This is a genomic window from Streptomyces sp. NPDC002935 (assembly GCF_040611295.1).
Taxonomy (GTDB): domain Bacteria; phylum Actinomycetota; class Actinomycetes; order Streptomycetales; family Streptomycetaceae; genus Streptomyces.
Genome location: NZ_JBEXNW010000009.1, coordinates 214,564 through 235,386 on the forward strand (window position 1 = coordinate 214,564; position 20,823 = coordinate 235,386).

The 20,823-nt window shown below is 71.2% G+C and carries 16 protein-coding genes and 1 tRNA gene; 5 read left to right on the forward strand and 12 right to left on the reverse strand.

All coding sequences use genetic code 11. From position 1 onward, the window contains the following. Window positions 1-27: 27 nt before the first annotated feature. Together ABZX90_RS14995 and ABZX90_RS15000 are read right to left on the reverse strand one after the other, a co-directional pair. Window positions 28-708, reverse strand: coding sequence for a TetR/AcrR family transcriptional regulator (locus tag ABZX90_RS14995; protein WP_351132016.1), 681 nt, complete (start codon window positions 706-708; stop codon window positions 28-30). Continuing rightward, window positions 705-1,718 (reverse strand): fatty acid desaturase, encoded by a 1,014-nt coding sequence (locus ABZX90_RS15000; RefSeq protein ID WP_355204955.1) that lies wholly within the window; start codon window positions 1,716-1,718, stop codon window positions 705-707. The genes ABZX90_RS14995 and ABZX90_RS15000 overlap by 4 nt, the downstream gene beginning before the upstream one ends. A 350-nt stretch (window positions 1,719-2,068) precedes the next feature. Here ABZX90_RS15000 and ppc point away from each other — a divergent pair, with 350 nt between their 5' ends. After that, window positions 2,069-4,813, forward strand: a complete 2,745-nt coding sequence (gene ppc / locus ABZX90_RS15005) for a phosphoenolpyruvate carboxylase (RefSeq protein ID WP_355204958.1) — start codon at window positions 2,069-2,071, stop codon at window positions 4,811-4,813. 97 nt (window positions 4,814-4,910) lie between these two features. On the opposite strand, the gene ABZX90_RS15010 is transcribed toward ppc, so the two are convergent. From ABZX90_RS15010 to ABZX90_RS15035, 6 genes are all read right to left on the reverse strand, one after another. Continuing rightward, entirely contained in the window at window positions 4,911-5,408 is a 498-nt protein-coding gene (locus tag ABZX90_RS15010) for a hypothetical protein (protein WP_351135174.1), read from the reverse strand. Window positions 5,409-5,568: 160 nt separating this feature from the next. Then, entirely contained in the window at window positions 5,569-6,180 is a 612-nt protein-coding gene (gene pth, locus ABZX90_RS15015) for an aminoacyl-tRNA hydrolase (RefSeq protein WP_355204963.1), read from the reverse strand. Between the two features lie 72 nt (window positions 6,181-6,252). Continuing rightward, the gene (locus ABZX90_RS15020) at window positions 6,253-6,840 is read right to left on the reverse strand and encodes a 50S ribosomal protein L25/general stress protein Ctc (RefSeq protein ID WP_351135178.1); all 588 of its coding nucleotides are present in this window, start codon (window positions 6,838-6,840) and stop codon (window positions 6,253-6,255) included. Window positions 6,841-7,033: 193 nt separating this feature from the next. Continuing rightward, the gene (locus tag ABZX90_RS15025) at window positions 7,034-8,008 is read right to left on the reverse strand and encodes a ribose-phosphate diphosphokinase (protein ID WP_351135180.1); all 975 of its coding nucleotides are present in this window, start codon (window positions 8,006-8,008) and stop codon (window positions 7,034-7,036) included. A gap of 125 nt (window positions 8,009-8,133) precedes the next feature. Then, window positions 8,134-9,582, reverse strand: a complete 1,449-nt coding sequence (gene glmU / locus ABZX90_RS15030; protein ID WP_355204967.1) for a bifunctional UDP-N-acetylglucosamine diphosphorylase/glucosamine-1-phosphate N-acetyltransferase GlmU — start codon at window positions 9,580-9,582, stop codon at window positions 8,134-8,136. Between the two features lie 118 nt (window positions 9,583-9,700). Next, window positions 9,701-9,772, reverse strand: a tRNA-Gln gene (locus ABZX90_RS15035). 454 nt (window positions 9,773-10,226) lie between these two features. Here ABZX90_RS15035 and ABZX90_RS15040 point away from each other — a divergent pair. Beyond that, window positions 10,227-11,537: a histidine kinase gene (locus ABZX90_RS15040; RefSeq protein ID WP_355204970.1), complete on the forward strand. Its 1,311-nt coding sequence runs from the start codon at window positions 10,227-10,229 to the stop codon at window positions 11,535-11,537. A gap of 396 nt (window positions 11,538-11,933) precedes the next feature. On the opposite strand, the gene ABZX90_RS15045 is transcribed toward ABZX90_RS15040, so the two are convergent. Both ABZX90_RS15045 and ABZX90_RS15050 read right to left on the reverse strand, forming a co-directional pair. Then, entirely contained in the window at window positions 11,934-12,467 is a 534-nt protein-coding gene (locus ABZX90_RS15045; protein ID WP_351132874.1) for an SUKH-3 domain-containing protein, read from the reverse strand. A 78-nt stretch (window positions 12,468-12,545) separates the two neighbouring features. Then, window positions 12,546-13,055 carry a YwqJ-related putative deaminase gene (locus ABZX90_RS15050; protein ID WP_351132872.1) on the reverse strand — a complete coding sequence of 170 codons (510 nt, stop codon included), beginning with the start codon at window positions 13,053-13,055 and terminating at the stop codon, window positions 12,546-12,548. A 223-nt stretch (window positions 13,056-13,278) separates the two neighbouring features. Between ABZX90_RS15050 and ABZX90_RS15055 the strand changes: the two genes are divergently transcribed. From ABZX90_RS15055 to ABZX90_RS15065, 3 genes are all read left to right on the forward strand, one after another. Continuing rightward, entirely contained in the window at window positions 13,279-14,310 is a 1,032-nt protein-coding gene (locus ABZX90_RS15055; protein ID WP_351132870.1) for an SMI1/KNR4 family protein, read from the forward strand. A gap of 7 nt (window positions 14,311-14,317) precedes the next feature. Next, window positions 14,318-17,299, forward strand: coding sequence for an SUKH-4 family immunity protein (locus ABZX90_RS15060; protein WP_355204975.1), 2,982 nt, complete (start codon window positions 14,318-14,320; stop codon window positions 17,297-17,299). 324 nt (window positions 17,300-17,623) lie between these two features. Then, a complete protein-coding gene (locus tag ABZX90_RS15065) occupies window positions 17,624-18,511 on the forward strand; it encodes a DivIVA domain-containing protein (protein ID WP_355204978.1) in 888 nt (295 codons plus the stop codon). Between the two features lie 17 nt (window positions 18,512-18,528). Here the strand turns inward: ABZX90_RS15065 and ABZX90_RS15070 are convergent, their stop codons facing one another. Beyond that, window positions 18,529-20,163, reverse strand: a complete 1,635-nt coding sequence (locus ABZX90_RS15070; RefSeq protein ID WP_351132864.1) for a cation acetate symporter — start codon at window positions 20,161-20,163, stop codon at window positions 18,529-18,531. Then, complete coding sequence (locus tag ABZX90_RS15075) at window positions 20,160-20,729, reverse strand: DUF485 domain-containing protein (RefSeq protein ID WP_355204982.1); 570 nt, start codon at window positions 20,727-20,729, stop codon at window positions 20,160-20,162. The genes ABZX90_RS15070 and ABZX90_RS15075 overlap by 4 nt, the downstream gene beginning before the upstream one ends. Window positions 20,730-20,823 lie beyond the last annotated feature (94 nt).

Genomic DNA, 20,823 nt, shown 5'->3' on the forward strand with positions numbered 1-20,823 from the left:
CCGGGGCGGGGAGCCACGGGACAGCCCTTAGGCCTTGCGATGCCCTATCAACCGCGGCTTCGGCTCCAGACCGTCCAGACCGTGCCACGCCAGATTCACCAGGTGCGCGGCCACCTCCGCCTTGCGCGGCTTGCGGACGTCCAGCCACCACTGGCCCGTCAGCGCGACCATGCCGACCAGCGCCTGGGCGTACAGGGGAGCCAGCTTCGAATCGAAGCCACGGCTCTTGAACTCGCGGCCCAGGATGTCCTCCACCTGGGTGGCGATGTCCGAGATGAGCGACGCGAACGACCCCGTCGACTGGGGGATCGGGGAATCCCGGACCAGGATGCGGAAACCGTCCGTGTACTCCTCGATGTAGTCGAGAAGGGCGAACGCGGCCTGCTCGCACAGCTCGCGCGGGTGGCCCGCCGTCAGCGAACTGGTCACCATGTCCAGCAGCCGGCGCATCTCACGGTCCACCACCACCGCGTACAGCCCCTCCTTGCCGCCGAAGTGCTCATAGACCACCGGCTTGGAGACACCGGCCTTCGCCGCGATCTCCTCCACCGACGTGCCCTCGAAGCCCTTGGCCGCGAACAGGGTGCGGCCGATCTCCAGCAGCTGCTGACGGCGCTCGGCGCCGGTCATGCGGGTGCGGCGCGCGCGCCGCGGCTTCTCATTGCTGCTCGAGGTGCTGCTGGAGTCGGTCGCCACGCCGTCAATCATGCCGCTTCAGCGGTTTCCGTCTTGCCTCGGGAGCTGTTCCCGTCGGCGTTCCGGCGGGAATCGATACGAGAGCGTGACGGCCAGCGCACGTCGTACGCCCAGCCGAGCTGCTCGCACCAGCGGATGATCCGGGCCGAGGAGTCGATCTGGCCGCGGTCCACACCGTGCCGGGCGGACGTCGGGTCGGCGTGGTGGAGGTTGTGCCAGGACTCGCCGCACGAGAGCACGGCCAGCCACCACACGTTGCCCGAGCGGTCACGCGACTTGAAGGGGCGCTTGCCGACCGCGTGGCAGATCGAGTTGATCGACCAGGTCACATGGTGCAGCAGGGCCACCCGCACGAGGGAGCCCCAGAAGAATCCGGTGAACGCGCCCCACCAGGACATCGTCACCAGACCGCCGATCAGCGGCGGCAGGCCCAGCGAGAGCAGGGTCCAGAGAAGGAACTGACGCGAGATCGCCCGGATCACCGGGTCCTTGACCAGATCCGGCGCGTACTTCTCCTGCGACGTCCGCTCCTCGTCGAACATCCACCCGATGTGCGCCCACCACAGGCCCTTCATCAGCGCCGGAACCGTCTCGCCGTAACGCCACGGCGAATGCGGGTCACCCTCCGCGTCGGAGAACTTGTGGTGCTTGCGGTGGTCCGCGACCCAGCGCACGAGAGGACCCTCGACCGCCATGGACCCCGCGATCGCGACAGCGATCCGCAGGGGTTGCTTCGCCTTGAAGGAGCCATGCGTGAAGTAGCGGTGGTAGCCGATCGTGACGCCGTGGCAGCCCAGGTAGTAGAAGAAGACCAGCAGGCCGAGATCCAGCCAGCTCACCCCCCGTCCCCAGGCCAGCGGCACCGCCGCGAGCACCGCGATGAACGGAACGGCGATGAAGAGAAGAAGCGTGATCTGTTCGAGTGACCCCTTCTTCTCGCCGCCGAGGGTGGCGGCGGGGAGCCGGGTGTCGTCGTCATCCGCCTGCGGGGCGTCGTCGATCACATCGGAACTCGTGGTCATGGGCGTCCCCTGTGGGGTTCGAAGGTGAGGAAGGGCGGGGAAAGGTGTCCGGGTGCGAAACCAGGGTCCTCCCGTCGTCCGACGGGAAACCCTACGGGTCCGTAACCTACGGCGTCGTAAGTATGTCAGCGCGTAGCCCGGCGGCAAGAGCCCGTGAGCCTGCGCGTCCGTGGGGACACCTATCCTTGGAGTCGGTCGGACAGCGCGGTCCGTTCTGATTTCTTCCCGGATGCCACCTCCTTAAGCGGCACCCGCCGCGCGCGGTCGCCACCCGGGTTCCCTCCCAGACGAGCTTCAGACGAGATTCCCCACTCTTCAGACGAGCTTCAACACTGCAAGGAGCCGCACCTGTGAGCAGTGCCGACGACCAGACCACGACGACCAGCAGCGAACTGCGCGCCGACATCCGCCGCCTGGGCGATCTGCTCGGTGAGACCCTCGTACGGCAGGAGGGCCCCGAGCTCCTGGAACTGGTCGAGAAGGTCCGCCGCCTGACCCGCGAGGACGGCGAGGCCGCCGCCGAGCTGCTGCGCGGCACCGAACTGGAGACCGCCGCCAAGCTGGTCCGCGCCTTCTCGACGTACTTCCACCTCGCCAACGTCACCGAGCAGGTGCACCGCGGCCGCGAGCTCCGCGCCAAGCGCGCCGCCGAGGGCGGCCTCCTCGCCCGTACGGCCGACCGGCTCAAGGACGCCGACCCCGAGCACCTGCGCCAGACGGTGAAGAACCTCAACGTCCGCCCGGTGTTCACCGCCCACCCCACGGAGGCGGCCCGGCGCTCGGTCCTCAACAAGCTGCGGCGCATCGCCGCGCTCCTGGAGACCCCGGTCATCGAGGCCGACCGCCGCCGCTACGACACCCGCCTCGCCGAGAACATCGACCTGGTGTGGCAGACGGACGAGCTCCGGGTCGTCCGCCCCGAGCCCGCCGACGAGGCCCGCAACGCCATCTACTACCTCGATGAACTGCACGCCGGCGCCGTCGGCGACGTCCTGGAGGACCTCACAGCCGAACTGGAGCGCGTCGGCGTCGTCCTCCCGGACGAGACCCGGCCCCTCACCTTCGGCACCTGGATCGGCGGCGACCGCGACGGCAACCCGAACGTCACCCCCGACGTCACCTGGGACGTCCTGATCCTCCAGCACGAGCACGGCATCAACGACGCCCTGGAACTCATCGACGAGCTCCGCGGCTTCCTGTCGAACTCCATCCGCTACACGGGCGCGACGGAGATCCTGCTGGAATCCCTCCAGACCGACCTGGAGCGCCTGCCGGAGATCAGCCCCCGCTACAAGCGCCTCAACGCCGAGGAGCCCTACCGCCTCAAGGCCACCTGCATCCGGCAGAAGCTGGAGAACACCAAGCAGCGCCTGGCCAAGGGCACGCCCCACGAGGACGGCCGCGACTACCTCGGCACCGCCGAGCTGCTGCGCGACCTCACCCTCATCCAGACCTCGCTGCGCGAGCACCGCGGCGGCCTGATCGCCGACGGCCGGATGAACCGCACCATCCGCACCCTCGCCGCGTTCGGCCTCCAGCTCGCCACCATGGACGTACGCGAGCACGCGGACGCCCACCACCACGCCCTCGGCCAGCTCTTCGACCGCCTCGGCGAGGAGTCGTGGCGCTACGTGGACATGCCGCGCGACTACCGCGCGAAGCTCCTCGCCAAGGAACTGCGGTCCCGGCGCCCGCTCGGCCCGACCCCCGCGCCGCTCGACGCAGCGGGGGCCAAGACCCTCGGCGTCTTCGAGACCGTCAAGAAGGCCCTGAAGATCTTCGGGCCCGAGGTCATCGAGTCGTACATCATCTCGATGTGCCAGGGCGCCGACGACGTCTTCGCCGCCGCCGTCCTCGCCCGCGAGGCCGGACTGCTCGACCTGCACGCCGGCTGGGCCAAGATCGGCATCGTGCCGCTCCTGGAGACCACCGACGAGCTCAAGGCCGCGGACACGATCCTGGAGGACATGCTCTCCGACCCCTCGTACCGCCGCCTCGTGGCGCTGCGCGGGGACGTCCAGGAGGTCATGCTCGGCTACTCCGACTCCTCCAAGTTCGGCGGCATCACCACCTCGCAGTGGGAGATCCACCGCGCCCAGCGCCGCCTGCGCGACGTCGCCCACCGCTACGGCGTACGCCTGCGCCTCTTCCACGGCCGCGGCGGCACCGTCGGCCGCGGCGGCGGCCCCTCGCACGACGCGATCCTCGCGCAGCCCTGGGGCACCCTGGAGGGCGAGATCAAGGTGACCGAGCAGGGCGAGGTCATCTCCGACAAGTACCTGGTCCCCTCGCTGGCCCGCGAGAACCTCGAACTGACGGTCGCCGCCACCCTGCAGGCGTCCGCCCTGCACACCTCACCCCGGCAGTCCGACGAGGCGCTGGCCCGCTGGGACGCGGCGATGGACGTCGTCTCCGACGCCGCCCACTCCGCCTACCGACGACTCGTCGAGGACCCCGACCTGCCGACGTACTTCCTCGCCTCCACGCCGGTCGACCAGCTCGCCGACCTGCACCTGGGCTCGCGGCCCTCCCGCCGCCCCGGCTCGGGCGTCTCGCTCGACGGACTGCGCGCCATCCCGTGGGTCTTCGGCTGGACCCAGTCCCGGCAGATCGTGCCCGGCTGGTTCGGCGTCGGCTCCGGCCTGAAGGCGCTGCGCGAGGCGGGCATGCGGCAAGAAGGCGACACCGTGCTCGACGAGATGCACGGCCAGTGGCACTTCTTCCAGAACTTCATCTCCAACGTCGAGATGACCCTCGCGAAGACCGATCTGCGGATCGCCCGCCACTACGTCGACACCCTCGTCCCGGACCACCTCAAGCACGTGTTCGCCACCATCGAGGCCGAACACGAGCTGACCGTGAGCGAGGTGCTGCGCATCACCGGCGGCAAGGAGCTGCTCGACACGCACCCGGTGCTCCAGCAGACCTTCGCCATCCGCGACGCCTACCTGGACCCGATCTCCTACCTCCAGGTCGCCCTCCTCAAGCGCCAGCGCGACGAGGCGGCGGCCGGCCAGGACCCGGACCCGCTGCTCTCGCGGGCGCTGCTCCTGACGGTCAACGGTGTGGCGGCGGGACTGCGCAACACCGGCTGAGCAGGCGAGAAGGCGCCCTCCCCGCTCGTACGCGTACGAGCGGGGAGGGCGCCTTCCTGTGTCCGCGCGGGTGCTTACAGGGCAGGGGGCGGGGTGCCTACAGGGCCAGGAAAGTGAGCGTCAGCTGCGCGATCCCCGTGCCCGCCATCAGCCAGGCCGTCCGCTTCAGCCGCAGACCGCCCGCGACCACCACCGAGGCGAGCAGCAGGGCGCCCGCAAGGGGGACCCAGGAGTAGAGCAGGCCGGCCGGACCGCTGCGGACGACCTCGTCACTGCCGGGCTTCACCGTGACCGTGTACGTCCGGCCCTTCTTCACCGCCACCGACTGCTCGATGACGACGTGGGCCCGCGCCCGCGAACCCTGGGACGCCGGCGTGTACGGCCCCGTGCACACCTCGCCCGAGCACGCCCGCACCGCGATCGTGCCGTGCTCCCGGCCCTTGCTCAGCATCACGTGCTGAGCGGTGCCCCAGGAGGCCCAGACGCCCGCGATCAGGATGAGCGCGGTGACCACGCCCATCGCCGCGAGCTGCCCGAACCGCAGCGCCGCGTACGCGCTCTGACTGGAGGTGACGGCACGCATGGCGGGGATCATTGGCCATGGCCGCGCGCTCGGTCAACTCCGCCGGGGGACAAGTCGGCAGTTGTACGAGTACATCGACCCGTCCGCCGGCCTCTCGGTCCGCCCCGCCCGGCCCGTCTGTCGGCGCGTCTGTCGGCGCGTCGACCCGTCCGCCGGCCCGTCTGCCCGTCGCTCAGGAGTTGTACGTGCCCTGCGCCCGCTCCAGGCCCTCGATCACCAGACACTCCACCGCGTCCGCCGCCCGGTCCACGAAGTAGTCCAGCTCCTTGCGCTCGGCCGACGCGAAGTCCTTCAGCACGAAGTCCGCGACCTGCATACGGCCCGGAGGGCGCCCGATGCCGAACCGCACCCGGTGATAGTCCGCGCCCATCGCCTTCGTCATGGACTTCAGCCCGTTGTGGCCGTTGTCGCCACCGCCCAGCTTCAGCCGCAGCACGCCGTAGTCGATGTCGAGCTCGTCATGGACGGCCACGATGTTCGCCGTCGGCACCTTGTAGAAGTCCCGCAGCGCGGTCACCGGACCACCCGACAGGTTCATGTACGACATCGGCTTGGCCAGGATCACCCGGCGGTTCGCCGGTCCGGGCGGCCCGATCCGTCCCTCGATCACCTGCGCCTGCGCCTTGCCCGCCCGCTTGAACTTCCCGCCGATCCGCCCCGCCAGCAGATCGGCCACCATGAAGCCCACGTTGTGCCGGTTCATGGCGTACTCGGGGCCAGGGTTGCCGAGGCCCACGATCAGCCAGGGGGCATTGGCGTCGGTCGTCACGTCCGTGTCTCCCATATGTCCTTGATACGCGGCAGCCGCCGCCCCTGACAGGAGCGGCGGCTGACACAGATGAAGATTCCGGGGGGATCAGGCCTCGGCGGCCGCGTCGCCCTCGCCCTCGGCGGCCGGCTCCTCGGCCTGCGCCGACAGGACCTGGATGACGACCGCGTCCTCGTCGATCGCCAGCGTGGTGCCCTTGGGGAGCTTGATGTCCTTGGCGTGGATGGAGGCGCCGGCCTCCAGGCCCGCGATGGAGACGGTGACCGACTCCGGGATGTGGGTGGCCTCGGCCTCGACCGTCAGGGTGTTCAGCACGTTCTCGACGAGGAAGCTGCCCGGGGCCAGCTCGCCCTCGGTCTGCACGAAGACCTCGACGGTGACCTTCTCGCCGCGCTTCACCAGGAGCAGGTCGACGTGCTCGAGGTGGCCCCTGATGGCGTCGCGCTGGACAGCCTTCGGGATCGCGAGCTCGGTCTTGCCGCCCAGGTCCAGGGAGAGCAGGACGTTCGGCGTACGCAGCGCGAGAAGCAGCTCGTGGCCCGGCAGCGTGATGTGGACCGGGTCCGTGCCGTGGCCGTAGACGACCGCGGGGACCTTGCTCTCGCGGCGGATGCGGCGGGCGGCGCCCTTGCCGAACTCGGTGCGGGTCTCGGCGGCGAGCTTGATCTCGGACATGTTCACTCCTCGTAGATCTGGGGAAAGAGGTCACCCGGCCAAACCATCGGCCTGCTACGAAGAGCGCGTCGATAACGGACCGCCGTACCCGCTTCTGCAAGCGGTACGGCCTCCCTCGCCGAGCAACTGTGACAGCTTACGGGGCGGGGAGGCCGTACATGAAATCGATCTAGGCGACCGGCGGAGCCGAGGGTCAGTGCTCCTCGAACAGGCTCGTCACCGAGCCGTCCTCGAAGACCTCACGCACCGCGTTCGCGATCGTCGGCGCGATCGACAGCACCGTGATCTTGTCGAGCTCCAGCTCGCCCGGGGTCGGCAGGGTGTCCGTGAAGATGAACTCGCTGACCTTGGAGTTCTTCAGACGGTCGGCCGCGGGACCGGAGAGCACGCCGTGCGTGGCCGTCACGATGACGTCCTCCGCTCCGTGCGCGAACAGCGCGTCCGCGGCGGCGCAGATGGTGCCACCGGTGTCGATCATGTCGTCGACGAGCACACAGACGCGGCCCTTCACGTCACCGACCACCTCGTGGACGGTGACCTGGTTGGCGACGTCCTTGTCGCGGCGCTTGTGCACGATGGCCAGCGGGGCGTCCAGACGGTCGCACCAGCGGTCGGCGACCCTTACGCGGCCGGCGTCCGGGGAGACGACGGTGAGCTTGGACCTGTCGACCTTGGCGCCCACGTAGTCGGCGAGGATCGGCAGCGCGAACAGGTGGTCCACCGGGCCGTCGAAGAAGCCCTGGATCTGGTCCGTGTGCAGATCGACCGTGAGGATGCGGTCCGCGCCGGCCGTCGCCATCAGGTCGGCGACAAGACGCGCCGAGATCGGTTCACGTCCACGGTGCTTCTTGTCCTGACGGGCGTAACCGTAGAAGGGCACGATCACCGTGATGCTCCGAGCGGAGGCCCGCTTCAGAGCGTCGATCATGATCAACTGCTCCATGATCCACTTGTTGATGGGAGCCGTGTGGCTCTGCATCAGGAAGCAGTCGGCGCCGCGCGCGGACTCCTGGTAGCGGATGTAGATCTCACCGTTGGCGAAGTCGAAGGCCTTCGTCGGGACAACCCCGACACCCAGCTGGTGGGCGACCTCCTCGGCAAGCTCGGGGTGGGCGCGGCCGGAGAAGAACATCATCTTCTTCTCGCCGGTCGTCTTGAACCCGGTCACAGCACTGTCTCCTCAGAGGTCTTCTGCATGAGAGGTCTTCTCAGCTGGGTTGCGAGAGGGCTTCTCAGCTGGGGTGCGGATGTGCACTTATCACGGTACGCCGTCCCAGACGCAACGCTTTCCGGTCAGCCTTCGCTTCCCGTCTCCCGGGAGGCGGTCTCCGCGGCCTTCGCCGCCGCGCTTCCCGGACGCTTGCGAGCCACCCAGCCCTCGATATTCCGCTGCTGGCCACGGGCCACGGCCAGCGAGCCGGGCGGCACGTCCTTGGTGATGACCGAGCCCGCCGCGGTGTACGCGCCGTCCCCGACCGTGACAGGAGCCACAAACATGTTGTCCGAACCCGTACGGCAGTGCGAGCCGATCGTCGTGTGGTGCTTGTCCTGTCCGTCGTAGTTCACGAAGACACTGGCGGCACCGATGTTCGAGTAGTCGCCGATCGTCGCGTCACCCACGTAGGACAGGTGCGGGATCTTCGTGCCCTCGCCGATCGACGCGTTCTTCGTCTCGACGTACGTACCGACCTTGGCCTTCAGGCCGATCCGCGTCCCCGGACGGAGATACGCGTACGGTCCCACGCTTGCCTGCGGACCCACCTCGGCGCTGTCGGCCACGGTGTTGTCGACGCGGGCGCCTGCGCCCACCCGGGTGTCCTTCAGTCGGCAGTTGGGCCCCACCTCGGCGCCCTCGGCGACATGCGTGGCGCCCTGGAGCTGCGTCCCGGGGTGCACGATCGCGTCCTGCTCGAAGGTGACCGTCACGTCGACCCAGGTCGTCGCGGGGTCTATGACGCTGACGCCGGCCAGCATGGCCCCGGTGAGCAGCCGGTCGTTCAGGATGCGGCGCGCCTCGGCGAGCTGCACGCGGTTGTTGATGCCGGCGATCTCGCGGTGGTCGGCGGCGACGGCCGCACCGACGCGGTGCCCGGCCTCGCGCAGGATCCCGAGGACGTCCGTCAGGTACTCCTCGCCCTGGCTGTTGTCCGTCCGCACCTTGCCGAGCGCGTCCGCGAGGAGCTGCCCGTCGAAGGCGAAGACACCCGAGTTGATCTCACGGATCGCGCGCTGCGAGTCGCTCGCGTCCTTGTGCTCGACGATCGCGGTGACCGCGCCGCTGGCGCCGTCCCGCACGATGCGGCCGTAGCCGGTGGCGTCGGGGACCTCGGCGGTCAGCACGGTCACGGCGTTGCCGTCGGTGGCGTGGGTCGAGGCGAGCGCGCGCAGGGTCTCGCCGCTGAGCAGGGGGGTGTCGCCGCAGACCACCACGACGGTGCCGTCCACACGGTCGCCGAGCTCTTCGAGGCCCATCCGTACGGCGTGCCCGGTGCCGTTCTGCTCGGCCTGTACCGCGGTCCGGACGTCCGGGTCGATCTCGGCGAGGTGCGCGACGACCTTCTCGCGGGCGTGCCCCACGACGACGACCAGGTTCTCGGGGTCCAACTCGCGTGCGGCGGCGAGTACATGACCGACGAGGGAACGTCCGCAGATGTCGTGCAGGACCTTGGGTGTGGCCGATTTCATACGGGTGCCCTCACCCGCTGCGAGAACGACGACGGCTGCCGGGCGATTGGCGCTCACGGGTTTGCCCTTCGGCTTCGGATGGCTGGGGTGTGGACATCCGCAGGATACCGGGGCGAATCAGGAGGCATGTGGGAGAGGGCCCTGATGGCACTTTCAGGACCCGAAGCGAGCGAGGCTCCCCCGCCAGGACTCGAACCCGGACAGATGGCACCAAAAGCCACAGTGCTGCCAATTACACCACGGGGGATTGAACCCGATCGAACCGGACATTTGGTCGGCTCGTCGAGTCGGCACCCAACACTATGCCGTACCGGGTGCCCTCCGTGCGACGGTACAACTCGGCGCTCCCGGTGCGGCAGATGACCGGGTGGTCCCGGCGGGCCTCCGCGGCGTTCATGGCGTTCATGGCGTCCTCGTGTCTGCGTTCCTTCCTTTGCGCTCTCCCGCTCGTCTCCCGCTCGTCTCCATGCGTTCGTCTCCGCGCTTCCGTGCGGGGTGCGGCGCCTCGGGGCCGGCCTTCCGGGCGGCGCTCCGGGGGTGGCTGCCGGTGTGGAAATGGGGCTTCCAAGATCGAACGGTGATCGATTCAGCAGTTCGAGGGATATCGGCAGGTTTCGCTTCTGTTCGAGGGTGGGGTGTGGTGTAGGCCAGTCGGAGAAACTCACCGGAAATGGGCCGGGGGGCGACCGTAGGCTGGAGTCATGACCACGACGGGGGAAGAGCACACCGCGGGCGGGACCGGGCCGTGGTGGTGGGTCGGATGGCGTAGTGCGGTACTGGACGCGGGGCTCGCTCTGGCGTCCGCGGTCGAGTGCGGCGGCGAGGGGGTCCGGTTCGCGCACGACGCGGGACTGCCCGTTCCGGTGGGTGTCGGCTTCGGGGCGATCGCCGGGTCCGTGCTGCTGGTGCGGCGGAAGTGGCCGATCGCGGTCGTCCTGGTGTCCATCGCGATCACGCCCGCCCAGATGGGCTTCCTGATGGGGCTCATCGGGCTGTACACGCTCGCCGCGTCCGAGCTGCCACGGCGCATCATCGCGGCGCTGGCGGGGATGTCCTTCGCCGGCATGCTGATCGTCACGTTCGTCCGGACGCACCAGGGTGTGGTGCGCGGGGACGTGGCCATGGGGGACTGGTTCGTCCCGTTCGCCTCCATCACGACCGCGATCGGGATGACCGCGCCGCCCGTGCTCCTCGGGCTGTACATGGGGGCCCGGCGCCGGCTGATGGAGAGCCTGCGGGAACGGGCGGACTCGCTGGAGCGGGAGCTGCAGCTGCTCGCGGAGCGGGCGGAGGAGCGGGCGGAGTGGGCGCGGAACGAGGAGCGCACCCGGATCGCACGCGAGATGCACGACGTCGTCGCGCACCGGGTCTCCCTGATGGTCGTGCACGCGGCGGCCCTGCAGGCGATAGCCCGGAAGGACCCCGAGAAGGCCGTGAAGAACGCCGCGCTGGTGGGGGACATGGGGCGGCAGGCGCTCACGGAGCTGCGGGAGATGCTCGGCGTGCTGCGTACGGGGGACGGGCTGGACGCGCGGGTGCCGTCGGTGCCGCTGGCGGCGGTGGGGGTGGCCGCGGCCGCCGCGGCCTCGCGGGCGGCGGACGATTCCGGGGCCGGTGAGGGGCCGAGTCTGGCCGAGATCGACGAGCTGATCGGGCAGTCGGCGGCCGCGGGGATGATCGTGGACCTGTCGGTCGAGGGGGACATGCGTGGGTACGCCCGGGAGATCGAGCAGACCGCCTACCGGGTGGTGCAGGAGGCGCTGACGAACGTCCACAAGCACGCGGCGGGGGCGAAGACGTACGTCCGGCTGGCGCACCGGGTGTCGGAGATCGCGATGCAGGTGGAGAACGAGTGTCCGCCGGAGGTGGGGGTGGGGTCGTCCGTGCGGTTGCCCAGTGGGGGGAACGGGTTGCTGGGGATGAAGGAGCGGGTGGCCGCGTTGGGGGGCGTGTTCGTGTCGGGGCCGACGGATGCGGGTGGGTTCCGGGTGTCGGCGGTGATACCGGCGTAGCCGTCCGGGCTGTTCCCGAGTGCGGGGTCGCTTGCGCTCGCGTTCCGGGTGCGGGGTCGCTCGCGCTCGCGTTCCGGGTGCGGGTTCGTTGTGGGTCGGGGCCGTGCCGGTACATCCGCCCGTCGCCGTTGGATCAGACGTGGGCTTTTGAGGGAGCCGCTGCTCGATCCGGGCGTAAGCGACGGGCATGTGATGTACCGGCACGGCCCCTTCCGTGCGCTGCCGACTGCGGGTGCGTCGTGGTGGGGGCGCCGTCGGTACCGCGCGATTTCGGCTGCGGGAAATTTCAGCCCCGGCCGCGGGGAAATTTCTTTCGGTTCCGGGGAAAGATTCAGCCCCTCCGGCGTTTGAGGAGCGGGGTCTGGGGCGGAGGGGGCGAGAACGGGGCTGGGGTCGTCAGACGGTGGTGAGGCGGGATGGGGTCGTGCCGGTGAGGAGGGTGGTGAGGGCGGCGTCGATGTGGGCGCCCAGGTACCAGTCGCCGGTGTGGTCGAGGGTGTAGACCCGGCCCTCGGCGTCGATGGCGAGCAGGGCGTGGGAGTCGGACTCCTCGCCGAGGGGGCAGACCTCCGTGTCGAGCGCGCGGCCGAGGTCACCGAGGGTGCGGGCCATGTGCAGCCCGTGCAGGGGGTCGAGATGCACCGTGGCGGGGGCGAGTTGGCGCCCGGGCCCGGTGGCGCCGACGTGCAGACCCCCGAACTCCGCCCATGCCTCGACCGCCGCGGGAAACACGGAGTGCCGGTGTCCGGCCGGCGAGGCGTGTCCGCGCAGCGCGTCGGCCCAGTACTCGGCCTGCTTTATGTCCCAGCGTCCCGGCTGCCATCCCGCCGAGCGCAGCGCGGCGTCCACGGGTTCGGAGAAGCGTGATGTGAGTCCTCCCCCCGGCCCGGGAGAGGGGAAGAGATCGGAGGAGGAGCGGTCGGAGTGCATCTGCCCTTCGTTCGTCGAGGGTTGGGACATCAGCGTCGCGGGACGCCGTCACACATACGTAGGCGGGAAAGGGGGAGTTCAGGCGTCCGGCGCTGCCGGGTCGACGACGCGTACGCCGAAGTGGTCGCTGAGCGCCGTGCAGGAGCGGCAGGGCGCGGCGAAGCTGCCGTGCAGCGGGTCGCCGTCCTCGCGGATGCGGCGTGCGGTGAGCTTGGCCCCCTTGAGGGCCTTGCGGGCCTCGCCGTTGGTCATCGGCTTGCGGGCGGCGCGCTTGCTGCGTTCGGCGTCGGTGGAGGCGATGAGCCGGGAGATCAGGATGGCCTCGGCGCAGCGGCCGGTGTACCGGTCGCGTTGTGCGTTCGTGAGGGTGTCGAGGAAGTCCTGGACCAGCGGGTGAAGAGCGGGTGCCTGGTCGCCGCGGGCGGCGGTTCCGGTGAGGGTCGTGCCGCGGACGGAGAGGGCGGCGGCGACGGTGGGGAGTATGCCGTCGCGGCGGTGCAGCAGGGTGGGGGTGTGGGGTGCCTCGTTGCTGCTCCAGCCGACCCGGGGATCCCCGGACGTGCCCGTATGCGTCGCGTTCATGATCATTTTTCCCTCCCATGCATCCCCGGGTGCGGAGACAGACTGCCAAATGCCGTGGCCGGTGCGGTAGCTGGGGCGTCGCGACACGCCAGGTCTTCGGCTTACGGTCACTGCGAGGTGACGGCAGGTCACGGAACCGGAGGCCCGGTGACCGGTGTCGTACAACCGAATAGGCTGTCGACATCCGCGCTCCATCCAGTTACTGAGAACGCCGCAGGGGGCAACCGCCATGACGACAGGTCGGCTCGGGCAGCGAGCCGCGCCGCCGAACGCGGCCTACGCCGGGCAAGTCGTGCATTTCCCGGATCCGGTCCGGGCCGCGCGCCATCCCAGAGGTGTGCGGATCGACGAGCGCGGCTATCCCGACTTCTCGCTCTACGCGCGCGGTGCCGCGGAGATCGCCGAGCCCCCGGAGGGTTTCGGCGTCGACGAGTTGCGGTTGACGGACTACGTCTCCGCGAACGCCGCTCTCGCCGCGTCGGGGCACGACCTGTGGGACACGATTCCGTCGGTGGCGACGCCACACGGCTGGACGTGGCATCACGTGGCGGGCACCCGGCGGCTGGAGTTGGTGCCGGTCGAGGTGAAGGCGTTGCTGCGGCATCACGGTGGTGTCGCGACCACGGCGGTCGATCATTCGAAGCGGGGGACGCGGCCGTTGCAGGAGACGCGGCCCGCGCACTTCGGGTTGCCGAGGTCATCGGTCGCGGTGACGGAGCAGCAGGTGCTGGGGGTCGAGGAGGATCTCGGTTACCGGCTGCCGGGTGCCTATCGGTCGTTCCTGAAGGCGGCGGGCGGGTGCGCGCCGGTGGGCGCGGCGCTCGACGCCGAGCTGGGACTGCTGGTGGACCAGCCGTTCTTCACCGTGCGCGACGAGGCCGCCGTCAATGACCTCGTGTACGTCAACAAGTGTCTGCGCGACCATCTGACCAAGGATTACCTGGGTGTCGGGTTCGTGCAGGGCGGTCTGCTGGCCGTGAAGGTGAAGGGCGACCGGATCGGTTCGGTCTGGTTCTGCGCGTTCGACGACGCCCGTGACCAGGACGCCTGGCCGCCGGCCGAGCGGGTGCAGCGGCTGCTGCTGCCGTGCGGTGACGACTTCGACCAGTTCCTGTCCCGGCTCGCCGGGAATCCGCCGGAGCTGGAGACGGTGGCGAATCTGATGGTGGACGGCGGTTTCGCGTACGCGGTGCCTGTCTCCGCCGCGGCTTCGGAGGCTTCGGCTTCTTCGGCGGCTTCGGTGTCTTCGGTGGGGGAGTGAGGTTGCGATGGTGACCTTTGCGCAGGCGCAGGAGCGCGCGGAAGAGTGGATCAACGGGGATGTGCCCGGGTACCAGCACCGTGAGGTGCGGGTGCGCGAGTTCGAACTCGGGTTCGTCGTGTGGGCGGAGGACCGCGCCGAGGGACCGCGTTCCGACGGGGGCGGGCAGCGGCTCGTCATCGCGCGGGACAGCGGGGAGGCCACGCTGTGGCCCGCGCTGCCGGTGGGTGAGGTCATTCGCCGGTACGAGGAGGAGTACGGGGTACCGGACGGGCCCCCGGAACCGGCGCCGGCGCCTCCGGCCCGGGTCGACCTGAATCAGACGTCGTTCCTGCTGAGCCCTCCGGAGTGGCTGCAGGAGGCCGCGGACAGGATGGGGATTCCGGACCGGCGCACGGGTTCGGGATCGTCCGCCTCCGACGGGCAGGGGTCCCGTCCGGCCGCCGCCTCCTCGGCGGGCGGTTCCGTGAACGGGGGTTCCGGGAGCGGGAGTTCGCTGCCGGGTGCGCCGGGAGGTCCGCAGGCGCACGGAGTGCCGTCGGCTCCGGGGGCGCACGCCGCTTCCCCGTCCGCGGCACCGGCCTCGCCCTTCCCGGCCGCGTCCGCGCCAGGTGTGCCGTCGGCTCCCGGTGGGGCGACGCCGTGGCCGGCTGCCGCGACCGACGACGACCCGGTCCCCGGACCGCGGGACGCGGGTCCGGACATGCCCGCCGACGCGACCCCGTGGGCCGGGACGGACACGAACGCCGATCCCGGGGACGACCGTTCCGTACCGCTGCCGGCGACCGTGTTCGCGCCGCAGCTGACCGATGTCGACGACTCCTACACCCCGCCGCCCGCGGCACCGGACGCCAAGACGTCCCTCATCTCCGGAGGCAGTCAACTCCCGCGTACGACGCTGGCACCCGTGGCCGGCGACCCGAACGCCCCCGCGCCGTCCGGTGCTTCGCAGGGCCACGGTCTGCCCGGCGGCCCGCCGTATCCGCAGGGACCCGGCGCCCACCAGGGCACTCCGCCGCCCGGCGCGTCTTCGTACGGGTACCCGCAGGGCCCGCCGCCCGCTGCCTCCGCGTACGGCTATCCGCAGGGTCCGGGCACGCCGCCGCCCGGTGCGCCCGTTCCCGGTGGTCCGCAGGGTACGCCTCCTCCGGCAGCGCCCGCGTACGGCTTCCCCCAGGGACCCGGCACGCCGCCACCCGGCGCCCCGCACGCTCCGGGCGCCCCCGGCACGCCACCCGTCGAGCCCTCGCGACCGCTGCCTCCCAACGCCGGTGACATCGCCGACGCCGCGACCAGCAAGGCGCAGGCGCCGCCCCGCGGGGCACGCGGTGGCGGGGTCAGCGCTCCGCCCCCGCCGAGCGCCCCCGGGCTGCCCGGTGCGCGGCCGGGCAGCACACCGCCGCCGTCCGGGCCGGGTGCTCCGGGTGCGCCCGCGGGCGGGTACGTGCCGACGCAACTGGTCGCGCAGCTCGGGCCGGACGGGCCCGAGGGGCCGCCCGCGGCGCCCGGCACCCCTGACGCTCCCCAGCCTCCCGGCGCCACGCCTGCGGGCGGTGGAGTGCACCACGCGGCGACGATGCTGGCGGGGCCGTCGCTGGGCGGGCCCGGCGCCCCGCAGCCGCCGGCTGCCCCCGGAGCCCCGGGCGCGCCCTGGCAGCAGGCCGCTCCCGGTGCGCCGAACCCGCCGGGCGGTACGCCTCCGGGTGGAGCGCACCACGCCGCGACGATGCTGGCGGGACCCTCGGCGGGTGGCCCCGGCGCCCCGCAGCCGCCGGGTGCCCCCGGTGCGGCACCCGGAGCGCCCCAGCCTCCCGGGGGCACGCCCCCCGGTGGGGTGCACCATGCCGCGACCATGTTCGCGGGGGCTCCCGTCGGGGGCCCGGGTGCGCCGCCGCCTCCGCAGGCCGCCGGTATGCCGCCGGGCGCCCCTCAGCCGCTGCCCGGACAGCAGCCGATGCCCGGTCAGCCGATGCCGGGGCAGCAGCCGCCGGCGTACGGCTATCCGCAGACGGGGCAGCCGACCGTCGGGCCCGGGTATCAGGCCGTGCTGCGGTTCCGGGCGCAGGACGGGTCGGAGCAGCAGCTGATCCGGCGGTCCGCGCCGGGGATGCCGCATCCGGAGTGGCAGATCCTGCACGAGCTGCGCGCGATGAACGTGCCGCCGCAGCAAGTGCTGGAGCTGCACACGGAGTTGGAGTCCTGTGAGCTGCCGGGCGCGTACTGCGCGCGGATGATCAGGGAGACCTTCCCGCAGGCGCGGATCACGAGCATCGCGCCGTACGGCACGGATCACGCGAGCCGGCAGCAGGGGATGCATCAGCTCCTCGCGCACCAGGGCGAGTTGCACCAGGTCGCGGACGGGCCGGCGCGTCCGGCGCCGGTACGGGCGCCGATTCCGCCGGTGCAGCCCGCGCCGCCGATCCCGCCGGAGGCGATCGGGCAGGAGATGGCGGCGGCGTTCGGGCCGGGGGTGTTCCGGTTCGACCAGGCGGCCGTGTCGCGGCAGGGCGTGCCCAACATCGTGGCGCACACCCTGGTCGTGGCCGGGCTGCCGGTCGACATGGGGCCGTTCTTCTGGGCGCAGGCCCAGCCGGGCCGTCCGGTGCCGACGCTCGCCGAACTGGCGCAGGAGCGTGGGGTGGTGGCGGCCCCGGACGCGGGCTCGTACCTCGTCATGGGCAGCGACTTCGGCAAGGCGATCTGTGTCCAGTACGGCACGGCGAACATCGTCGCCGTGCCGGTGGAGGCCGGTCCCGGGGGTGCGCCGGTGCCGCCGCAGTTCGTGAACACCGGTCTGCCCGAGTTCGCGCGCTGTCTCGCGCTGCTCGGCCGGATGTGGCGGCTGCGGTTCGGCCTCAACCAGGAGCAGGCGGGCCGCTGGACCGTCGACTTCCAGGCACAGCTCGCCTCGCTCGACCCGGCGGCACTCGGTTCCCCTGAGAGCTGGTGGTCGGTCCTGCTGGAGGAGATGTGGGACGGCCTGTTGTAGCCGTGGCGCGGTAGGACAACGGCAGGACGGACGAGGCGCTCGACCCGCGTGACGGGTCGGGCGCCTCCTTCGTGCGGGCGGCGCGTCCGGCACGTACACCGGTGGAAGGGGCGGCGAGGGGGACCGTACGAAGGGTCGGACCGTTCCTCTTCGGGCGTCGCGCCGAGCCCGCGTTCCGGGCTTCTGACCTCAAATGACACTCCGCTCACTCATCTCTGGCCGAATGGGTGGGCGGAGTGTCGCGTTATGAACACTTCCGTGTGATCCATCAAGATGTGCGCGAAATCGTCTTTTCGTGTGTGTCGGGCGGAGAGGGATCCAAGGATGAGCAGCACACCGGTGTCGCCGCACGGCTTCGTGGGCGTACGGGGACGTGGGTACCGTCCCGAACAGGTCGACGCGTACGCCGCGGCGCTCTCCCGGGACCGTGACGCGGCGTGGGAGCGGGCCGCCCGGCTCACCGTGCTGGCGAAGGACATGGAGGCCGAGGCGGAGCGGCTGCGGGAGGCCGTGACGCGGCTCGCCCCGCAGAAGTACGAGGAGCTCGGCGAGCGGGCGCGGCGGATCTTCCTGCTCGGCGAGGAGGAGGCCGAGGCCCTGCGGGAGGAGGCCCGGCGGGAAGCCCGGTCGGCCGTGGAGGAGGCCGAGGCCGCGGGGCGCGAGATGCGGGAGGCCGCGCGGACGTACGCCGACGAGGTGCGCGGCGAGGCCGAGGAGTGGGCCCGTCAGCGGCTGCTCACCGCGCGTGGCGAGGCCGACGAGGTACGGATCTCCGCGCGGCGGGAGGTCAAGGAGAACCGGGGTGAGGTGCTGGCCGGACTGCGCGAGGTGCGCCGGCGGGCGGAGGCCCTGCTCACCGGGCAGGACGAGGAGCACACCACGCGGCGGGCGGAGGCCGAACTGGCCGCCGCCGAGCGCGAGGCCGCGTTCGAGTCGCGGCACGTCGAACGCGTGGCCCGCGCCGAGGACTCGCTCGCCGAGGCCGCCCGAGCCCTCGCCGAGGCGGAGGAGTCGGACCGGCAGGGGCAGGAGGACGCGGCGGCGCGGGCCGCCGAACTGCTCGCCGAGGCCCGTGTCAGGGAGGAGCGGATCGCCCGGGAGACCGAGCGGGTGCTGCGTGAGCACGGGGAGCGGTGGGACGGCGTACGGGCCCACATGGACCATGTACGGAGCAGCCTCACCTCCCTCACGGGGCGGGCCCCGGCGGAGTAGTGAGCGGTCTCCGCCCGTCAGCGTCCCCTGCGTACCGCCCCCGCCAGAATCCAGCCCTCCACCGCCTCGTACTGCCTCCGCTGTTCCTCCGCCTTGCGGCGGCCCGAGACCACCGTTCCGATCCACCCGTAGGCGAAGCCCAGCGGGATCGACACGATGCCCGTCGTGGTGAACGGGAACCAGTTGAAGTCGGCTTCCGGGAACGCGGCGACGGGGGAGCCGGAGACGAGGTTGGTGCCGGGCATGAGGAGGAGGACGGTGAGGGTGCCGCCGATGAGGGTGGCGAGGAGGCCGGTGCGGGTGTAGCGGCGCCAGAAGAGGCCGTAGACCAGCGCGGGCGCGATCGCCGAGGCGCCGATGCAGAAGGACAGGGTGACCAGGGGCTGGAGGCTGCGGTGCTGGGCGAGGGTGGCGAGCAGGATGGCCGGCGCGCCCACCGCGAGCGCCGAGAGGCGGGCGAGGAGCATCTCGCGGCGCGGTGACAGTTCGTCGCCGCGGCGGCGGCCCCGGAAGAGCCGGCTGTGCGCGAACACGTCGTGGGCGAGGGAGTTGGCGCAGGCCAGGATCATCCCGGCGACGGACGCGAGCAGCGTCAGGAAGATCGCTGTCGTCACGGTGGTGAACAGGAGGGTCTCGGCCGTGGAGACGGATGCGCCGAACGCCGCCCTGGAGCCCAGCAGATAGGCCGTGTTCCCCTGCGGATCGGCGGCCGCGATCACATCGCGGCCGATCATGGCCGTGGCCCCGAAGCCGATGACGCTGATGATCAGCACGAACAGGGCCACGCACGGCACCGCCCAGGACAGCGACCGGCGCACCTGGCGGGCGCTGCCCGCCGTGTACATGCGCATGGTGATGTGGGGGAGGCAGGCGCCGCCGAGGACGACCGTCAGCTCCGAGGTGATCATGTCCAGGCGGGGGCTGGAGCCACCGGCGAACTGGAGGCCCGAGTGGAGGTAGGCGGTGCCCACGCCGCTGTTCCCGGCGGCGGCGGCCAGGAGCGCGCCGGGGTTCCAGTCGAAGCGCTGCAGGACGAGTACGGCGACGACCGCGCCCGAGCCGAGCAGCATCACGATCTTCATGATCTGGATGAGGGCGGTGCCCTTCATACCGCCGATCGCCGCGTAACTGATCATCAGCGCGCCGAGCCCGATGACGCAGCCGGTCTTGAGGGAGTCGTTGGAGAAGCCGAGGATGAACGCCAGCAGATCGCCCGCGCCCGCCAGTTGGACCAGCATCAGCGGCATGAGCGCCACGATGGTCACCGCGCAGGCCGTGTTGCGGACCGCGCGGCCCGGCGTCCGGCGCGCGAGCGCGTCGCCCATGGTGAACCGGCCCGCGTTGCGCAGCGGTTCGGCCAGCAGGAACATCAGCAGCATCAGGGACAGGGCCGTGCTCAGCGCGAGGACGACGCCGTCGTAGCCGGCCAGCGCGATCACGCCGCCGGTGCCGAGCACGGTCGCCGCGGAGATGTAGTCCCCGGCGATGGCAAGGCCGTTGCGCATCGGTGAGAGCGATCCGTAGCCGGTGTAGAACTCGTCCAGGTCGTCACGGTCCGGGCCGGTCATCACGCACAGCAGCAGGGTGATCGTGGCGACGGCCGTGAACGCCACGAGTGACATGGACTGCGCGGAACTGCTGAACCCCGTCATCGTGCCGTCCCCCGCTTCGCTTCCAGTTCTGCCTGCTTGCGGATCCGGTCCGCGATCGGGTCGACGCTTCGGCGCGCGGTGTGCTCGTACAGCCCGATGGCCAGGCAGGTGACGGGGACTTGGAGCAGGCCGAGCAGCAGGCCGGTCGACAGTCCGCCGGACACCGTGCTCGTCATCAGCGCCGGCGCGAAGGCCGACAGGAGGAGGAAGAGGGTGAAGTAGCCGAGCGCGGTGAGGGTCGCGACGCGCCGCTGCCAGCGGTAGGCGCCGCGCAGGAGTCTGATGTCGCTGTGCCGGCCGAGCGGTTGGTGACGCGGCATCCGCGGTGGCGCGGGCTCGGCAGGCCGGGGCTGTGGCTGCCAGGGGTAGGTCAGCCGGGAGGGGTCGCGGCCGGGGTCGGACGGCGGATATCCGGGGTGCCGGGGTTGTTGTTGGGGGTACTGGGGCTGCTGGGCGTACGGCGGATACGGGGGGTTCCGCGGGGGCTGGGGCGGCGGGTACTGCCGGTGGTGCGAACGCTGCTGACGTGGTCCTGGGTACTCGGGGGACGAGAACGGGTCTGGCATCCCGGTTCTCCTTGCGTGGCTCGGGTCCGGTGCGGGACCGCAGGGAGCTGGGGGGTGAACAGCGCACGCTACTCGTAAGTAGGAGGAGCGCGCG